We start from the raw sequence: 17,306 nt of genomic DNA on the forward strand, positions 1-17,306 counted from the left end.
TTTGGGTCTCCTTAGACGGGCTGGAATGCCCAGGTGAGAATCTCGGTCCCGTCGTCGTCGACGTAGAACGGCACCATGGTCAGCTCGACGTCCATCCCGAACTGCAGCTTCTCCGGGTCGGATTCGGTCAGGCGGGCCTCCACCTGGACCACGTCACCGAGCCGGACCAGCCCGACTCCGTAGGGGGCGAAGCCTTCGGCGGTCTCGCCGCCGGCGTAGGGCAGCTTCGGCACGAAGCCCTGGGTGGTCCACGCGGTCAGGGTGCCCTGGCGGGGCAGCAGCTGGTCCTGCATCTTCGCGCCACTGCAGCGCGGGCAGTAGTCCTGGCGGGGCCAGACCGTGAACTGGCAGTCCGAGCATTGGCTGCCGATCAGGGCGAGGTTCTCGTCGGGCCAGTTGGTGACGGTGGGGTCGAGGGGCTTACGCATCGGCGACCCCCGCCCGGGAAGAAGGCGCACAGAAAGTGGAAATCACATTCTCGATTAGAGCATACGTGCGTACTCCAAGGGAAGCGGTGGGCGCGGTGAGCGCGTTCGGGGGAGGGGCATGCCGGGTGCGCGAGGGTGCGCAGAATGCCAGTTTTGCGCGGCGTGTCGTGTGCAAACACGCACGCTCGCGCTAAGGGGCTAAGGGGCTAAGAGCTAAGGGGCTAAGGGGCTACTTGGCCAGGCCGTGGGCGCAGAAGTCCCACACCTCATCTGCGGTGATGGGGTGAGCTGCCGGGTCCTCGGACTCGGCGCTGGACTGCGCGACGAACATCACGGTCTGCATGGTCATCGCCGCCATCCGGCGGGCGTTGACGCCCTTACGCAGCTCGCCGGCCTCGTCGGCGGCCTCCATCAACTCGGTGAGCAGCGTCAACAGTGGCGTGAACGCCACCCGGACCTCGGTGGGGTGCGACACCAGCAGGCGCGGCGCGAAGTCGGTGAACAGCGGGCGCTTGGCCGACGGGTCCGGCCGGGAGAGCTCGAAGAGCAACTCGACGGCCACCTTGAGGCGCTCCAGCGGTTGGGTCTGGCCCTCGGTGGCCGCGCGGATCTGGTCGGAGGTGCGCACCAGCGCGTCCTCGAACAGTGCCAACAACAGTTCATGCTTGCCGTTGAACTGCAGGTAGAAGCTGCGCAGCGACTGCCGGGAACGCTCGACGACCTCTTGAACGGTGAAGTCGGTGCTGCCCTTTTCGATGATGATGGCCTGGGCTGCGTCCAGAAAGCGCTGAACGCGCTGGGCGGCCCGCAATCGTGCGGTCTTGATCGACCGCTCGACCGCCCGCTGCTTCCAGACGGGCTCTTCTTCCGGGTTACTCACCAGCGGCTCCGACGGTTGCCTTTTTGGGAGAACACGAATGCACCCTACCGGAGAACCGGACCGCAACTGCGTCGGCTCACGAGCGACTGCCGTCCCAATGTGGAAGATGGTAACTTCCCAAAGATGAGAAGATGCTTCTCGTCAATGATCGGTGGCGCGGCGAATCGCGGTATCCGGAGGTCGGCGTGCAACTGACCTTCGACGCCGACGTCGAGGCGTTCCGGCGCGAGTTCGTCGCCTTCCTCGATGCCAACCTGCCCGCCGACGCCGAGATGGTCGAGCGCCCGCGGTCGACGGCGTCGATCCCGCCGTGGGCCCGGGACTGGCAGCGCCTGCTGTTCGACAACGGCTGGCTGCTGCCCGGCAATCCACCCGAATTCGGCGGCCGCAACGCCACCCTGCTGCAGCAGTACGTCCACCAGGTCGAGTTGGCCAAGCGGCGGATCTACCACAGCTTCAACCCGCAAGGGGTCGGCATCATCGCCGCCTCGCTGATCTCCTTCGGCTCCCCCGAGCAGCAGCAGCGCTGGGCGGTGCCGATCCTGCGGGCCGAGATCACCGCCGCGCTGGGCATGAGCGAACCCTCGGCGGGGTCCGACCTGGCGTCGCTGCGTACCCGCGCGGACCGGGACGGCGACCATTTCGTGGTCAACGGACAGAAGGTCTGGACCTCCGGGGCGCATGACGCCGACGTGCTGCTGGCCTTCGTGCGCACCGATCCCGACGCACCGAAACACCGCGGCATCAGCGTGCTGCTGATCCCCACCGACCTGCCCGGTGTCCAGCGTCGCCCGTTCGCCTCGGCCTGCGACCGGACCGACCTGGATTTCAACGAGGTCTTCTTCACCGATGTGCGGGTGCCGGCGGAGAACCTCGTCGGCGACCTCAACGACGGCTGGCGGGTGGCCAACGGTTCGCTGGGGCATGAGCGGAACATGCTGTGGCTCAGCTTCGCCGACCGGCTCGACGACCTGCTCGAGGATTTCCGTCCCGACACCGAACTGGACCGCGACGCCTACGCGACGCTGGCCATGGACGTGACCGCGCTGCGCCTGCTCGGTTCGATCGCGCTGGCCCGCGCCTCCCGCGGTGCCGAGGACGTGCCCGCGCTGTCGGTGCTCAAACTGCTCGGTTCCGAAGCGGTGCAGTCCGCATCCGAACGCGCCCTGGACGCCGTCGGCCCGGCCGGCCTGGCGCATCCGATGACCACGGCACCGTATGTGGCGATGAACCTCGACGCCCACGCCGGCAGCTGGTTCGACCGCTATGTGCGCACCTTCGCCGGCACCATCGCCGGCGGCACGTCTGAGATCCAACGCAACATCATCGCCCAGCGACTGCTCGGCTTGCCCCGCAACTGATAAGGACGCCCATGTACATCGAATACGAGGTCGCCGACAAGATCGCGACCATCACCCTGAACCGCCCCGAGGCCGCCAACGCCCAGAACACCGAACTGCTCGACGAACTCGACGCCGCCTGGACCCGCGCCGCCGATGACGATGACGTCGCCGTCATCGTGTTGCGCGCCAACGGCAAACACTTCTCGGCCGGTCACGACATCAAGGGCGGCGGCCCGGTCCCGGACAAGATCACCCTGGAGTTCATCTACAAGCACGAATGCAAGCGCTACCTGGAGTACACGCTGCGCTGGCGCAATGTGCCCAAGCCTTCGATCGCCGCGGTGCAGGGCCGCTGCATCTCCGGCGGACTGATGCTGTGCTGGCCGTGCGACCTGATCATCGCCGCGGATGACGCCCAGTTCTCCGACCCGGTCGCGTTGATGGGCATCGGCGGAGTCGAATACCACGGGCACACCTGGGAACTGGGCCACCGCAAGGCTAAGGAGATGCTGTTCACCGGCCGCGCCATGACAGCACAGGAGGCCGAGCAGACCGGCATGGTCAACCGGGTGGTGCCGCGCGACGAGCTGGACACCGAGACCCGGGCGCTCGCCGAGCACATCGCCACCATGCCGTCCTTCGCGCTGCGCCAGGCCAAGCGCGCGGTGAACCAGACCATGGACGTCCAAGGTTTCCACTCGGCGATCCAGTCCGCGTTCGACATCCACGAGACCGGCCACGGCAACGCGCTGTCGGTGTGCGGCTGGCCGATCCTGGTCAACCTCGATGAGATGAAGGGCCAGGTCAAGTAGGGCTGCCCACTGCACGACGCCAAAACTTGTCGTACCCCGGTGGCATGCTCTGAGTATGTCCTCGATAGCGACTTCGGCTAACGCGAAAGCGTCTCCCGCCGAACGTCTTGACGCGTTGTTCGAGGAACTGTCGCAGTTGTGTGGGCAGCGCAATGCCATCGATGGCCGCATCGTCGACATCGTCGCCGAGATCGACCACGACGGCCTGTGGGGCGCCACCGGAGCCCGCTCGATTGCCGCCCTGGTGGCCTGGAAGACCGGCAGCTCACCGGGCAACGCCCACGCGATCGCCGCCGTGGCACACCGCACACCGGAGTTCCCCCGCTGCACCCACGAGCTACGCGAAGGACGCCTGTCCCTGGACCAGGTCGCAGTCATCGCCGAACGCGCCGCCGACGGCTCCGACGACCACTACGCCGAACTCGCCTCGGTGGCCACCGTCTCCCAACTGCGCACCGCGATCAAACCCGAACCCCGCCCCGACCCCGGCCCCACACCCGACCCCACACCGGCGATCAGCAAAACCAGTGACACCGAATACGACACCTGGCGCATCCGATTGCCGCACCCCGAATCGGCCATGCTCGACGCCGCCCTGCAGTCCCACCGCGACGCCCTGATCACCACCTGGAAACACGACCTCGACGCCGGTGCGGACAGCACCGGGCAGCACCCCCCGATGCCCACCACCATCGACGCCTTCCTGCGGTTGATCGAAAGCGGTTGGGACACCGAAGCCAGGCGCCGCCCCCACGGCCAACGCACCACCGTCGTCGTGCACGTCGACGCCGACACCCACCTGGCCGGCCTGCACCTGGGCCCGCTGCTCTCCGATCCCGAGCGGCAGTACCTGACCTGCGATGCCACCTGCGAAGTCTGGTTCCAACGCCACGGCCGCGTCATCGGCGCCGGCCGCAACACCCGCACCGTGGGCCGGCGACTACGCCGCGCCCTGGAACACCGTGACCGCACCTGCGTGATCCCCGGCTGCGGAGCCACCGCCGGCCTGCACGCCCACCACATCGTCCACTGGGAAGACGGCGGCCCCACCGACCTGTCCAACCTGGTCCTGGTCTGCCCCTACCACCACCGCCAACACCACCGCGGCCTGATCACCATCACCGGCCCCGCCGACCACCTCACCGTCACCGACGACAACGGCCACCCCCTACAACCGGGATCTTTGGCCCGAACACCCACCACCCCACCCCCGGCAGTCCCGCCCTACCCCGGCCCCACCGGCGAAAGAGCCGACTGGTGGTGGTACCCACCCTTCCAACCCCAACCCCCACCCACAGTCAACTAGGCAGCCGGTGCCCGCGGTTCAACCGAGCCGTTCCCGCAACTCCCGCTTGAGCACTTTGCCGTAGCTGTTCTTCGGCAACGCATCGACGAACTCGTAGCGCTTCGGCCGTTTGAACCGCGCGATGCGCTCCAGCAGGTGCGCATCCAGTTCGGCGGCCGACGCCTGCCCGACGACGAAGGCCACCACGATCTCGCCCCACTCGGCATCCGGCGCGCCCACCACACCCGCCTCGACGACCCCGGGATGGCTCAGCAGCGCCTCTTCGACCTCACGCGGATAGATGTTGCTGCCGCCGCTGATCACCACGTCCTTGGAGCGATCCCGCAGGGTCAAGAATCCGCGTTCGTCGAATGCGCCCTTGTCGCCGGTGAACAGCCAGCCGTCGCGCAGCGCCTCGGCGGTGGCGGTCGGGTTGTTCCAGTAGCCGCTCATCACCACATCGCCACGACAGACGATCTCGCCGACCTCGCCGACCGGAGCGCGGCTGCCGTCGTCGCGCAGCACCGCGACCTCGACGCCGGACCGCGGCCAGCCGACCGACCCCAACACCGCGTCGTCGCCGGCATGGTCGGCGCGACTCATGCCGGTGATCGTCATCGGCGCCTCACCCTGCCCGTAGAGCTGAGCGAACACCGGCCCGAACGCGGCCATCGCCCGCTTGAGATCCCCGAGATACATCGGGCCGCCGCCGTAGATGATCGAACGCAGGTTGGCCGGGCGCCCCCGCCCGGTCGCCACCAGTCGAGCCACCATGGTCGGCGCCAGAAACGCGGAGGCGCCCGGGTGGTGCTCGCACAGGTCGAGGAACTCCGAGGCGTCGAAAGCGTTGGAGGCCGGCACCACCTGCCGGGCCCCGCGCAGCACATACGGCGCGATGTAGAGCCCCGATCCGTGCGACATCGGGGCACCGTGGATCAGGCTGCAGTCGGCGTCCGGGTCATCGAGATCGGCCAGGTGTGCCAACGTCATCGCCGCCAGGTTGCGGTGGGACAGCATGGCGCCCTTGGAACGCCCGGTGGTGCCGCTGGTGTAGAACAGCCACGCCGGCCGGGACGGGGCCGGGTCGGGATCTGCGGCGGGCGGACAGGTGAAGCGCGCCAGATACCCGGTGCTGTCCAGGGTTTCGATCCGAACGCCGAGATCGGCCAGGCCGGGTGCCAGCTTCGGTGAGGCGAAGATCAGCGCCGCCCCGGCGTCGTCGACGATCTGGGCCATCTCCCGCGGGTGCAGCTTGTAGTTGAGCGGCACGACGACACAGTCCGCCGCCCAGGTGGCGAACATCAACTCGATGATCTCGGGCCGGTTCTCGCTGGCGATCGCGATCCGCGCACCGGGCGGTACCGACTCCCGCAGGGAGGTGGCCAGCCGCCGTGCCCGATCCGCCAGCTGGATCCAGGTGTGCAGTAACCGTTCCCCGTGATACACCGCGCCGCGGTCGCCGAACCGGGCCGCGGCCTGATCCAGCAGCGTGAACAGATTCACGGCTGCACCCAGTCCGATTCCAGTGCGAACTCCGAAAGGTACTTCGTCGAACTCCAACCGCCGTCGACGACGATCGTCTGGCCGTTGATGAACGAGCCCGCCTCCGAGCACAGGAACGCCACCGTGCCGGCGATGTCGTCCACCCGGCCCAGCCGGGGATAGGGCGTCATCTCGGTGTTGATCTTGCGGAATCGACTGTCGGTCAAGCGTTGTTCGACCATCGGGGTCACCGTCACCCCGGGCGCCACCGCATTGCAGCGGATGCCCTGGGCGCCGTACTGGCAGGCGATGTGCGTGGTCAGCGCGGTCAGCCCGCCCTTGGCCGCCGAGTACGCGCCGCCGCGCAGCCCACCCACCACCGCGAACGTGGAGGTGATGTTGATGATCGCCGAACCCGGTGCCATGTGCGGCAGCACATCGCGTGCCAACCGGAACGGCGCCCGCAGCATCACGTTCAGGAAATAATCGAGGCTCTCGTCGTCGGTCTCGTGCAGCGGCTTGGGGCTACCGATACCGGCGTTGTTGACCAGGAAATCCACCCGGCCCCAGCGCGACAGCGCGGCGTCGACGATGCGTTGCGGAGCAGCCGTGTCGGTCAGGTCGACGGCCACGGTCGCGATCCGGTCCGGGTCGGTCCCGGAATCGACCAGTGCAGACACCAACCCGGCCAGCCGATCCTCGTCGCGTCCGGTGGCCACGACCGCCATCCCCGCCTCGGCCAGCTTTGTCGCACAACCGAATCCGATCCCGCTACTGGCACCGGTCACGATCGCCACCTGCATGGTCTACTCACCTACCTTCGCCCGGGACAGCTCCGCCCGGATCCGCTGTTTGACCACCTTGCCGGCGTCGTTCTTGGGCAGCGTCGCCCAGATCAGCACCTGCTCGGGGGCTTTGAACCGTGCCACCCCGTGCGAGCTCAACAGGGCGCGCAGGTCGTCCACGCCGGGGGCGGCGTCGCCGGCCGGCACGATCACCGCGCAGGCCCGCTCCCCGGTACGCGCATCGGGGATCCCGACCACCGCGACCTCGGCGATCTGCGGGTGCGTGATCAAGATGTCCTCGACCTCACGGGCGGAGATGTTCTCCCCGTTGCGGATGATTACGTCCTTGACCCGACCGGTGACCAGCAGATAGTCGTCGTCGACCCACCGTCCCAGATCTCCGGTGGCGAAGTAGCCGTCGGCGTCGAAGCAGTCGCGCGCGTCCTCGGCGCGCAGGTACCCCAGCAGCATCTGCGGGCCGCGGACGAAGATCTCGCCCTCGCCCGGCGGGGCACCGGAGTGGGGCACCAGCTTGATCTCGGCGATCCCGGCCCGGCCGTCGGTCTCCGCGGCGTGCGCAAGATCCTGTGGGTCCAGGCAGCCGACCGTGGTGACCGGCACCTCGCTGGACCCGTACACCCGGGTGACGACGGCGGACCGGAAATAGTCGGCGGCCTCGCGGATCAACGACGCCGGCACGGATGCCCCGCCGCAGATGAAGACTTTCAGGTCCGGCAGGTCGGTGCCGGCCGTGCGGGCGGCGGCCAGCAACTGGGCCAGGAACGGGGTCGCCCCCGCCAGATGTGTGCAGTGTTCGGCGCGCATCAGCGCCACCGCGGCATCGGCCTTCCAGGTGTCCATCAGCACCGCGGTGGTGCCCAGCAACAGCGGCGCCTCGAATGCGTAGATCGAGCCGCCGATATGGGCGATGGGGGAGGGCACCAGAAACCGGTCACCCGGTTCGATCAGCCAGTGCTGCCCGAGTTGGCCGATCAGCGCGTCGATCGAACGATGGCTGTGCAGAACACCTTTGGGATGGCCGGTGGTGCCGGAGGTGTACAGCAGCAGCCGGACTGCGTCGGGGTCCAGCGTCGGCGACGCCGCGGCGGGCGACTCGGCGTCCAGCAGGGCGCGGTAGTCGGTGTGTGCGGTCCCGGGCCCACGCACCACCACGACCTCGGGCGGATCGGCCAGACCCGCACACACCCGGGTCAGCATTCCGGCATAGTCGTGGCCGCGGAACTCGCCCGGTACGAACAGCATTCGGCTGGCCGAGTCGGCGAGGATGAACGTCAGCTCCGCGTCGCGCAGCGACGGCAGGATCGGGTTGACCACCATCCCGGCCCGCGTCGCGGCCAGATATACCACCGCGGCCTCATGCCAGTTCGGCAGCATGAACGACACCACACTGCCCGGCCGCATCCGGGTCAGCATCGCCTGCGCCAGTGCTGCCGCGCGGTCGGACAGCTCCCGGCAGGTCAGCCGGATATCGCCGTCGACCACAAGCACCCGCTCGGGGTCGCGGGCGACGGCGCGGGCCAGGGCATCGGCCAGGGTGTTCACGGCCGGGATGTTCCCGTCACCCGGTGCAGTGTCATCGAATACCGGTAGTCGTCGCCGGCATGGGTGTTCACCGTCACCTGCGCGATCTCGCCCTCGGAGGTGGTGTAGCTGCGTTGCATCTGCAATCCGGCGGTGCCCGGCTCGACGGCCAGTGCCGTCGCCAGTTCCGCGCCGACGATCACCGCCCGGATGTGCTGGCGTACCTCGATCACGCTGACCCCGAACACGTCCTCGATGAGCGGGAAGATCGGGCCGGAGTGCCGTGCCAGCAGGCGGCCGACGCCGGCGAACGCCCGGTTGATGTAGTACTCGGTGCGGCAGATCGGCGCGTCCTGCCCGGCGGTACGACGACTGCCGCGCACCGCCAGCCATTCGGTGCCCACCGGCAGTCCGGTGCGGGCGGCGTCCTGGGCGTCGAGGGTGACCATGGCGTTGGATTCGATCTGGAACTGGGCGCCGGCGGCGAAGGCCACCAGATCGTCGATCGACACCACGTCCTGGGCGTAGCAGTTGGTCGCGGTCCGCGGGATCACCACGGTGCCCGCACGCGGGCGGGAGACCACCAGGTTGTCCTCCCGCAGCCGGCGCAGCGCCTCGCGGACCGTGTAGCGGCTGACCTCGAACCGATCGCACAGTTCGTGTTCGGTGGGCAACTGCGAGCCGACCGGGTAGACCCCGTCGGCGATCTCCTTGCGCAGTACCCGCGCGACCCGCAGGTAGCGGTGGTCGGTCACGGTCCGACCGGGTGCAGGGCCAACACGCTGCCGTCGCCGTCGGCCGAGACGAACAGGGTGCCGTCGTGGCCGCGGGCGATCCCGGCGAACGGGCCCTGCGGTCCGGAGAACGGCGGCATCCCGCGCAGGGGTTTGGGGGTTACCCCCGGCGGCGGCCCGATCGGTAGCCCGCCGGCGATCTCCTGCCGCACACCGGATTCCAGGTTCACGGCCAGCACCCGCCGGGTGCCGGCATCCACGACGTAGAGGGTCCGGCCGTCCAGCAGAATGCCTTGCGGCCGAACGAATCCCTCCGCCACCGGCGATACGCCCGATCCGCCGATCCGCACCACCCGGCCGGCCCCGGATTCGGCCACCAGATAGGAACCGTCGCCGGCCCCGATGTCCGAGACGATCCCCACCGGACCGGCCAGGCCGCCGGCCAGCACCTGCACCGCGCCGTCGCGCAGGCCCAGCACCCGCCCGGTGCCGAATTCGGTGACCGCCACCCCGGCGGGCCCCGCGACCACCCCGTAGAGCTGGTCGAAACCGTCGGCGAGCACCTCCATCGTGGCCTGTGCCGGCAGGTAGCGGCTGACCTGACCGCCGGAGGTGGCGACGACGAACTCGCCCGGACCCACCGCGGTCACGCCCCGGATGAAACCCGGATAGCCGGGGCTGAACAGCATGCCCTGCGTCTCCAGCCGACCGCCGTCGCGCACCGCGTAGAAGTAGGTGCCGTCGGCGACGTAGAGGGTGCCGGTGGCGTCCACGGTCAGATCCAGCGGCCAGTTCAGCCCGCCGGGCAGCACCGTCGTGGTGGCACCGCCGGCCCCGACCTCGGTGATCTCCCCGGTGAAGTTGGAGACGAATAACCGGCCGTCGGCGAAGGTGCAGTTGTCCAGGCCGGGTGTCAGCTGTGCGAGCACGGTCGCGGCGCCGCTGCGCGGGTCGATGCGCAGCACCTGGCCGCTGGCGGCCTGGGTGGAGACGATGAAACCGTCGGCGCCGAACTTCACCGAGTCCGGCACGCCCAGATCGCCGGCGACCCGCTGCGGGGTGGCGTCGGCGGCCAGCGGGTCGATCCGCCAGATCTCGTTGGCGGTCATCACCGGGAAGTACAGCAAGCCGTCCGGACCGACCTCCATCGCGTTGGGCGACGGCAGGTTCTCGGCCAGGATGCGCTGCGCGCCGGTGGCCCGGTCCAGTTCCATCAACCGCCCGCCGTCGCGGCATTCGCCGACGAACAGTCGATCCTGATACACGGTGATGCCGTTGGCGCACGGCAGGTCGTCGCGCAGCACCCGGCTGCGGCCGGAGGCGTCCAGCGCGCTGACCCGGGCGTCCATCACCTCGGTGGCGTACAGCGTGCCGTCGGCGTCGAACGCCACATCGTCGGGTGCCACCACGTCCCCGCCGCGGGCGCTGACGACGGCCAGTTCACCGCTGGCCACGTCCAGGGCGCTGATCTGGCTGCCGGTCACCTGCGCGACGTAGACCCGGCCGTCCGGGCCGGTGCGCAGGCCGTTGGCGCCGAACAGCCGGCTCGGTTCGGTGACCCGGTCCAACCGCCAGCCGGGCGCGATCGAGGCGGCGCCGGCCACCTCGCGGGGGAGTGCCACGACATCAGTCATGACTCCGGACGCTATCAAGCGCGGTTAGTCCAGACAATAGCCGTCGCCGATGCGTCGCCTCGGCCTTGACGCACGAATAAGTGCTGCGGAATAGTGTTCTGCAATACGCAGAACGGAGTATTTTGTCCGAACAAATGATGGCGGTCGGTGCCAGGACCGACGCGGAAGCCCCGGCCCCCGGGCCGCTGAGCGGCATCCGGGTGGTCGACCTGACGACCATGGTGATGGGCCCGTACTGCACGCAGATCATGGCCGACATGGGCGCCGACGTCATCAAAGTCGAACCGCCCGAAGGCGATGCCACCCGTTACATCTCGGCCGGCCCCGCACCGGACATGAGCGGGGTGTTCGTCAACGTCAACCGCGGCAAACGCAGCGTGGTGCTGGACCTGCGCACGCCCGAGGGCCGCGCCGCGATCACCGCGCTGATCGGCGGGGCGGACGTGTTCATCCACTCCATGCGCGCCAAGGCGATCGCCAAACTGGGCCTGGGCTACCCCGAGGTGGCCGCACTCAACCCGGGCATCGTCTACACCAACTGCTACGGCTACTCCCGTCGCGGCCCGGCCGCCGACCGGCCCGCCTATGACGACACCATCCAGGCCGAATGCGGACTTCCCGCGGTCCAGGAGCAACTCACCGGACGCGCCGACTACGTGGGCACCATCATGGCCGACAAGATCGCCGGACTGACCGCGCTCTACGCCACGATGATGGCGCTGTTCCACCGCGAACGCACCGGTCAGGGCCAAGAGGTCGAGGTCGCCATGTTCGAGACCATGGCCTCGTTCATGCTCGTCGAACACGCCAACGGCGCGCTGTTCGACCCGCCGCGCGGACCGGCGGTCTACCCGCGCACCGTGGCACCCAACCGCCGGCCCTATGAGACCAGCGACGGCCAGATCGCCGCCCTGATCTACAACGACAAGCACTGGAACGCCTTCATCGGTGCGGTACAACCGGAGTGGGCTTCCGAGCAGTACGCCACCCTGGCGCAGCGCGCCCAACAGATCGACACCATCTACGGGCTGGTCGCCCAGACCATGAAGGAACGCACCACCGCGCAGTGGCTGGCGCTCTTCGAGGAACTGGAGATCCCCGCCGCCCCGCTGAACACCCCGGGCGCGCTCTTCGACGACCCGCACCTCAACGCGGTCGGACTGTTCGAGACGGTGGACACCGCGCACGGGCCGGTCCGCTTCCCCGGCGTGCCGACCTGGTTGTCGGCGACCCCGGGCCGGGTGGCCGGCGGCGCACCCGAACTCGGTGAGCACACCTCGGCGGTGCTCGACGAACTCGGCCTGGGACGGGACAGCGCATGAGTCTCGACTTCGACATGGGTGCTCGCGCCGGCGAACTACGCGCCCGGTTGCGGGAGCTGATCACCGCGGAACTGCCCGAGAGATTCCCGGGCGCGTTCACCGACGATCCCGACGATCTTGCTGCCGCCCAACGGTTCTGCCGGGTGCTGGCCGAACAGGATCTGCTGTGCATGTCCTGGCCGCAGGAGTTCGGCGGTGCGGCCGCCTCGGTGTGGGAGCAGACCGTGGTGCGCGAGGAGATGTGGGCGCACCACGAACCGCGTGGCGCACAGTACATGGGGGTGAACTGGGTCGGGCCGATCATCATGCGGCACGGCACCGAAGAACAGCAGCGCCGGCACCTGCCGCCGATCGCGGCCGGCGAGGTGATCTGGTGCCAGGGCTTCTCCGAGCCCGAATCCGGCTCGGACCTGGCGTCGCTGCGGACCACCGCCCGCCGCGACGGCGCAGACGGCTGGGTCATCAACGGCCAGAAGATCTGGACCTCCTACGCCACCATGGCGCAGTGGTGCTTCCTGCTGGTGCGCACCACCAAAATCGGCGAAGGGGCCGTCACCAGAAAACAGCAGGGCCTGAGCATCTTCCTGGTCCCGATGGACGATCCGGCCATCACCGTGCGGCCGTTGGGCACCATGATGGGCCCGCACCACCTCAACGAGGTGTTCTTCGACGACCTGCGCGTCACCGACGCCGACCTGCTCGGCGAACTCGACGCCGGCTGGTCGATCGTGGCCGACGTGATGGCCTTCGAACGGGTGGGCATCGCCCGCTATGCGCGCTGCGAACGCCTGCTGGCCGCCGCGCCGAACGCCCTCGGCGCGCGCTGGGACGACCTACCCGGTGAGCTGACCGCCCGCTGGGTGCGGATGCTCACGCACTGCCGGCGCGCCCGGCTGATGGCCTACCGGGTGGTGGCCCTGCAAGCCGGCGGCCGGATCACCCCCGGCGACGCCGCCGCCTACCGGATCGCGGTGACCCGGCTGGATCAGGAGAGTGCCGAAGTGCTGATGGAGCTGGCCGCCGAAGCCCCCGACGAGCCCTCGGCGCAATGGTTTCGCGCCGAGGTCGACGACCACTGGCGCTACTCGCAGGCGGCCACGGTGTCCTCGGGCAGCATCGAGATGCAGCGCATCCTGCTGTCCCGCGCCCTGCTGGCGGCGCCGCGATGAACCTCGAACTCGGCGATGAAGCGCAGGAATACGGACGCGAAGCGGTGCGGGCGTTCGAAGGTGCCGGCGGTGACGAACTGGTGCTGCGCGCCGACGCCGACCCGGCCGGACGCGAAGACCTGATCGGCCCGCTGCTGCGTGAACTGGGAGCCTTCGAGCTCGCCCCCCGCACCGACGCCGACGAACTCGAGGCCGCCGCCGCGCTGTGCCGCGCCGCCGGCTACTGGGCGCTGCCGTACCCGGTCGCCGAATGCCTTTCCACGCCGGCGGATCTGGACGTCGACGGATTGATCGTGGTCGCCGACCACGCGCCGGCGGGTCCGGTGGCGGGGCTGTCCAAGCGCTGGGCGACCGTCACCGTGTCCGGCACGCGCAGCACGGTGCTCGGACTCTCGGAGCCCCGGCCCGCCCTGGTGGCCGGCCTGGAGCTGGCCGAACTCGACCGCGACGGTGCCGGTGACATCGCGCTGGCACTGACCCTGCCGAGCTGGACACTGCTCGGAATGCTGGACCGGGCCATGGATCTCACCATCGCCCATGTGCGGCTGCGCGAACAGTTCGGTCAGGCGCTCTCGACGTTCCAGGGCGTGCAGTTCCAGCTCACCGACGCCGAGGTGGAACGCGCCGGGCTGGACATGCTGGCCACCTACACGCTGTGGAGCATCGCGACCGGGCGCCCCGAAGCCGCCGACGACGCGCTGGCACTGCGGATGGCGGCGCTGGAAGCCGCCGAGGTGGTGTTCCGGATCTGCCACCAACTGCACGGTGCCGTCGGATTCTGCGACGAGACCGCACTGTCCTGGCTGTCGCGCTACAGCCAGCCGCTGCGCCGCCTGCCGTACGGCTTGTCGGCCACCCGCGACCTGCTGGCCCGCCGCGTCGGGCACACCGGACTGACGGGACTGTACGCATGAACTACGACCTGCCGCCGGAGATCACGGTGACCGGTGACGGCCCGGTCCGCACCGTCACCATCAACCGGCCCGACGAACTCAACAGTGTCAACGCCGCCCTGCACTGGGGATTGGCCAACGTGTGGCGGCAACTGGCCGCCGACAAGCAGATTCGGGTGGTGGTGCTCACCGGCGCGGGGCGGGCGTTCTCCGCCGGCGGCGACCTGAACTGGATCACCACCTTCCTGGACGACGAAGCCGCCCGCGACGAGTCCATCCGCGAAGGCGCGCAGATCGTCGAGGAGATGCTGCGGTTCCCGCTGCCGATCATCGCCGCCGTCAACGGGCCCGCCGTCGGGTTGGGCGCCAGCGTGGCGGTGCTCAGCGACATCGTGCTGATCTCGCAGACCGCCTACCTGGCCGACCCGCACGTCGCGGTCGGGCTGGTGGCCGGCGACGGCGGCGCCGCACTGTGGCCGCTGCTCACCCCGATCCTGCGGTCCCGCGAATACCTCTACACCGGCGACCGCATCGACGCCGCCACCGCCGTCGAACTCGGTCTGGCCAGCCGTGCGGTGGCCCCCGACGAGCTGCTGCCGCAGGCACAGCAGCTGGCGCAGCGACTCGCCGCCCAACCACCGGAAGCCCTGCAGGGCACCAAACGGGTGGTCAACATGTATCTGTCGCAGGTGCTGGGCGGTCCGCTGCAGGCCGGCTTCGCCGCCGAGGTCGCCACGATGAAATCCGACGAACATCGGCAGCGGCTGCTGGCCTTTCACGAACGGGCCAACCGGCGATGATCGACACGCGTGCGACCTCCGACTTCCGCGCCCACGTCCGCCGGTGGTGCGCCGACAACATTCCCACCGACTGGCGCCGCGCCCAGACCGGCGTCGGCGAGGCCGAATTCGTCGCCTTCCAGCGCGACTGGTTCGCCACCCTGCACAGCGCCGGATTCGCGGTCCCGCACTGGCCGGCCGAATGGGGCGGCGGCATGTCGGTGGCCGACCAGGCGGTGCTGTATCAGGAACTCGCCGCGCACGACGCGCCGCGGCTGGTGCTGGCGTTCGTCGGCATCCACCATGCGGCGGCCACGCTGCTGGCGGCCGGCACCGAGGAGCAGCGCCGACGGCATCTGCCGGCGATCCTCGACGGCGAGATCTGGGTGCAGGGTTTCTCCGAGCCGGAAGCCGGCTCCGACCTGGCGTCGCTGCGCACCACCGCGCGCCGGGTGGGGGACGGCTATGTGGTGAACGGGCAGAAGCTGTGGGCCAGCGGCGCCGCGCACGCCCAGTGGTGCCTGCTGCTGGCCCGCACCGACCCGGACGCCCCCAAACGCAAAGGCATCTCCTATTTCCTGCTGGACATGGCCACCCCCGGGGTGCAGGTGCGCCCGATCCGCAACGCCGTCGGCGACCAGCACTTCTGCGAGATCTTCCTCGACGACGTGCTGATCCCGGCGCAGAACCTGATCGGCGCGGAGAACACCGGCTGGCAGGTCGCCCAGGCCACCCTCGGCGCCGAACGCGGTCTGACCATGCTGGAGCTGGCAGAACGGTTGGGCTGCGCGGGATTCCGCTGGCTCAAGCAGGCCGCCCCCACCGACGACCCGGTGGTGGCCGACCGGCTGGCGCAACTGGAGATCGAGATCACCGCGCTGCGCAGCATGTGCCGCAACCTGGTGCAGGGCGCCGAAGCCGGCACCGCCGGGCCTGCGGACGCCTCGATCGTCAAGCTCTACTACAGCGAACTGCTGCAGCGGCTCACCGACTTCGGTGCGGAGATCGGCGGGCTCGACGCCCACACCGTGCTGACCAAGCCGCTGTCCAGCGGGTGGGAATCCGGCTCCTGGGTGCTGGACTTCGTCGGCTCCTGGGAGTGGACCATTCCCGGCGGGTCCAGTGAGATCCAGCGCAGCATCATCGGAGAACGCGGGCTCGGACTGCCCAGAGAGCCGAGCATGCCATGACCGCAATCGATTTCACCGAACTGCACGACGACCTGCGGGCGGTTGCCGCCGACGTGCTGGCCCGCGATCGGGTCGACTGGGCGACGCTGGTCGAGGCCGGCTGGGTCGGGTTGGAGGTTACCGACGCGCTCGGCGGGGCCGGTGCGACTTTCGCCGAGACCGCGCTGATCTGCACCGAACTGGGCCGCGCCGCCGCGGCCACCTCCTACCTGGGTAGTGCGGTACTGGCGGTCGGGGTGCTCAACGGGCTGCCAGACGGCGAGGTGCGCGACGGACTGCTGGCCGACGTCGCCGCCGGCAGCGCCCGGGTGACCCCGGTGCTCGGGGGAGCGTTCACCGTCGACGCCGAACGACGGCTGAGCGGGCACGCCGAATTCGTGCCGGACGCCGACGGCGCCGACCGGCTGCTGGTGATGGCCACCGATGCGACCGGCGCCGAGGTGGTGGTGATCGCCGACGGACTGGCCGTCACACCGCAACCGGTACTCGACGAGACCCGCCGGGTCGCCACCGTGTCCGCCGCCGCGGTCCCGGTGGCCGCCGACGCGGTGCTGCGATGCGCCGGCGGAGGGCAATCCGTGTCGAACCGGGCGGCCATCGCGGTGGCCTGCGACAGCCTGGGGCTGGCCGAAGCGATGCTGGACAAGACGGTGGCCTACGCGGGCACCCGCGAACAGTTCGGCCGGGCCATCGGCTCGTTTCAGGCCGTCAAACACGCCTGCGCCGACATGCTGGTGCGCATCACGGTGGCCCGCACCCTGGTGCACGACGCGGTCGCCGCCCTGGTGTGCGCCGACGCCGACGCCGATACCGCGGTGGCCATGGCCAAGTCCTACACCTGCGCAGCAGCGGTCGACGTGGTCGGCAAGGCACTGCAACTGCACGGTGGCATCGGCTACACGTGGGAGAGCGGCATCCACGTCTATCTCAAGCGCGCCAGCTTCAATCGGTCGCTGTTCGGGTCACCGGCAGCGCACCGCCGACGTCTTTCGCAACGCTATTAGAAAGCACAACAAGGAGTTTCGACT

At 69.4% G+C, this 17,306-nt stretch carries 16 protein-coding genes; 9 read left to right on the top strand and 7 right to left on the bottom strand.

The window, feature by feature from the left end; translation table 11 throughout:
• Positions 1-11: 11 nt before the first annotated feature.
• Together RCP38_RS03355 and RCP38_RS03360 are read right to left on the bottom strand one after the other, a co-directional pair.
• The gene (locus RCP38_RS03355) at positions 12-428 is read right to left on the bottom strand and encodes a Zn-ribbon domain-containing OB-fold protein (RefSeq protein WP_308475608.1); all 417 of its coding nucleotides are present in this window, start codon (positions 426-428) and stop codon (positions 12-14) included.
• Positions 429-657: 229 nt separating this feature from the next.
• Positions 658-1,308, bottom strand: coding sequence for a TetR/AcrR family transcriptional regulator (locus tag RCP38_RS03360; protein WP_308475609.1), 651 nt, complete (start codon positions 1,306-1,308; stop codon positions 658-660).
• 185 nt (positions 1,309-1,493) lie between these two features.
• Between RCP38_RS03360 and RCP38_RS03365 the strand changes: the two genes are divergently transcribed.
• Genes RCP38_RS03365 through RCP38_RS03375 form a run of 3 tightly spaced genes read left to right on the top strand, consistent with a single transcriptional unit; the run spans position 1,494 to position 4,769 of the window.
• Positions 1,494-2,669: an acyl-CoA dehydrogenase family protein gene (locus tag RCP38_RS03365; protein WP_308477038.1), complete on the top strand. Its 1,176-nt coding sequence runs from the start codon at positions 1,494-1,496 to the stop codon at positions 2,667-2,669.
• An 11-nt stretch (positions 2,670-2,680) separates the two neighbouring features.
• Positions 2,681-3,463, top strand: a complete 783-nt coding sequence (locus RCP38_RS03370; protein ID WP_308475610.1) for an enoyl-CoA hydratase — start codon at positions 2,681-2,683, stop codon at positions 3,461-3,463.
• Positions 3,464-3,518: 55 nt separating this feature from the next.
• A complete protein-coding gene (locus RCP38_RS03375) occupies positions 3,519-4,769 on the top strand; it encodes an HNH endonuclease signature motif containing protein (protein ID WP_308475611.1) in 1,251 nt (416 codons plus the stop codon).
• 18 nt (positions 4,770-4,787) lie between these two features.
• On the opposite strand, the gene RCP38_RS03380 is transcribed toward RCP38_RS03375, so the two are convergent.
• The 5 genes from RCP38_RS03380 to RCP38_RS03400 are packed head-to-tail and all read right to left on the bottom strand — an operon-like array spanning position 4,788 to position 10,925.
• Positions 4,788-6,251, bottom strand: a complete 1,464-nt coding sequence (locus RCP38_RS03380; protein WP_308475612.1) for an AMP-binding protein — start codon at positions 6,249-6,251, stop codon at positions 4,788-4,790.
• The gene (locus RCP38_RS03385) at positions 6,248-7,033 is read right to left on the bottom strand and encodes an SDR family NAD(P)-dependent oxidoreductase (protein ID WP_308475613.1); all 786 of its coding nucleotides are present in this window, start codon (positions 7,031-7,033) and stop codon (positions 6,248-6,250) included. Before RCP38_RS03385 ends, RCP38_RS03380 begins: the two co-directional genes overlap by 4 nt.
• Positions 7,034-7,036: 3 nt before the next feature.
• Positions 7,037-8,578, bottom strand: coding sequence for an AMP-binding protein (locus tag RCP38_RS03390; protein ID WP_308475614.1), 1,542 nt, complete (start codon positions 8,576-8,578; stop codon positions 7,037-7,039).
• Positions 8,575-9,312 (bottom strand): GntR family transcriptional regulator, encoded by a 738-nt coding sequence (locus RCP38_RS03395; protein WP_308475615.1) that lies wholly within the window; start codon positions 9,310-9,312, stop codon positions 8,575-8,577. Before RCP38_RS03395 ends, RCP38_RS03390 begins: the two co-directional genes overlap by 4 nt.
• A complete protein-coding gene (locus RCP38_RS03400; protein WP_308475616.1) occupies positions 9,309-10,925 on the bottom strand; it encodes an SMP-30/gluconolactonase/LRE family protein in 1,617 nt (538 codons plus the stop codon). Before RCP38_RS03400 ends, RCP38_RS03395 begins: the two co-directional genes overlap by 4 nt.
• 185 nt (positions 10,926-11,110) lie before the next feature.
• Here RCP38_RS03400 and RCP38_RS03405 point away from each other — a divergent pair, with 185 nt between their 5' ends.
• The 6 genes from RCP38_RS03405 to RCP38_RS03430 are packed head-to-tail and all read left to right on the top strand — an operon-like array spanning position 11,111 to position 17,282.
• On the top strand, positions 11,111-12,247 hold the full coding sequence (locus RCP38_RS03405; protein ID WP_308477039.1) for a CaiB/BaiF CoA transferase family protein: 1,137 nt from the start codon (positions 11,111-11,113) through the stop codon (positions 12,245-12,247).
• Positions 12,244-13,416: an acyl-CoA dehydrogenase family protein gene (locus RCP38_RS03410; protein ID WP_308475617.1), complete on the top strand. Its 1,173-nt coding sequence runs from the start codon at positions 12,244-12,246 to the stop codon at positions 13,414-13,416. The genes RCP38_RS03405 and RCP38_RS03410 overlap by 4 nt, the downstream gene beginning before the upstream one ends.
• Positions 13,413-14,330, top strand: coding sequence for an acyl-CoA dehydrogenase family protein (locus tag RCP38_RS03415; RefSeq protein WP_308475618.1), 918 nt, complete (start codon positions 13,413-13,415; stop codon positions 14,328-14,330). Before RCP38_RS03410 ends, RCP38_RS03415 begins: the two co-directional genes overlap by 4 nt.
• Complete coding sequence (locus RCP38_RS03420; RefSeq protein WP_308475619.1) at positions 14,327-15,109, top strand: enoyl-CoA hydratase/isomerase family protein; 783 nt, start codon at positions 14,327-14,329, stop codon at positions 15,107-15,109. The genes RCP38_RS03415 and RCP38_RS03420 overlap by 4 nt, the downstream gene beginning before the upstream one ends.
• Positions 15,106-16,278 (top strand): acyl-CoA dehydrogenase family protein, encoded by a 1,173-nt coding sequence (locus tag RCP38_RS03425; protein WP_308475620.1) that lies wholly within the window; start codon positions 15,106-15,108, stop codon positions 16,276-16,278. Before RCP38_RS03420 ends, RCP38_RS03425 begins: the two co-directional genes overlap by 4 nt.
• Positions 16,275-17,282 carry an acyl-CoA dehydrogenase family protein gene (locus RCP38_RS03430; protein WP_308475621.1) on the top strand — a complete coding sequence of 336 codons (1,008 nt, stop codon included), beginning with the start codon at positions 16,275-16,277 and terminating at the stop codon, positions 17,280-17,282. The genes RCP38_RS03425 and RCP38_RS03430 overlap by 4 nt, the downstream gene beginning before the upstream one ends.
• Positions 17,283-17,306 lie beyond the last annotated feature (24 nt).

Origin of the sequence: Mycolicibacter sp. MU0083 (genome assembly GCF_963378075.1) — a bacterium.
GTDB classification, from domain to species: Bacteria; Actinomycetota; Actinomycetes; order Mycobacteriales; family Mycobacteriaceae; genus Mycobacterium; species Mycobacterium kokjensenii.

Excerpts from the sequence above, each read along its gene's own strand:
- RCP38_RS03355 (WP_308475608.1), bottom strand. The coding sequence starts at position 428 with ATGCGTAAGCCCCTCGACCCCACCGTCACCAACTGGCCCGACGAGAAC.
- RCP38_RS03370 (WP_308475610.1), top strand. The coding sequence starts at position 2,681 with ATGTACATCGAATACGAGGTCGCCGACAAGATCGCGACCATCACCCTG.
- RCP38_RS03375 (WP_308475611.1), top strand. The coding sequence starts at position 3,519 with ATGTCCTCGATAGCGACTTCGGCTAACGCGAAAGCGTCTCCCGCCGAA.
- RCP38_RS03385 (WP_308475613.1), bottom strand. The coding sequence starts at position 7,033 with ATGCAGGTGGCGATCGTGACCGGTGCCAGTAGCGGGATCGGATTCGGT.
- RCP38_RS03400 (WP_308475616.1), bottom strand. The coding sequence starts at position 10,925 with ATGACTGATGTCGTGGCACTCCCCCGCGAGGTGGCCGGCGCCGCCTCG.
- RCP38_RS03410 (WP_308475617.1), top strand. The coding sequence starts at position 12,244 with ATGAGTCTCGACTTCGACATGGGTGCTCGCGCCGGCGAACTACGCGCC.
- RCP38_RS03415 (WP_308475618.1), top strand. The coding sequence starts at position 13,413 with ATGAACCTCGAACTCGGCGATGAAGCGCAGGAATACGGACGCGAAGCG.
- RCP38_RS03420 (WP_308475619.1), top strand. The coding sequence starts at position 14,327 with ATGAACTACGACCTGCCGCCGGAGATCACGGTGACCGGTGACGGCCCG.
- RCP38_RS03425 (WP_308475620.1), top strand. The coding sequence starts at position 15,106 with ATGATCGACACGCGTGCGACCTCCGACTTCCGCGCCCACGTCCGCCGG.
- RCP38_RS03430 (WP_308475621.1), top strand. The coding sequence starts at position 16,275 with ATGACCGCAATCGATTTCACCGAACTGCACGACGACCTGCGGGCGGTT.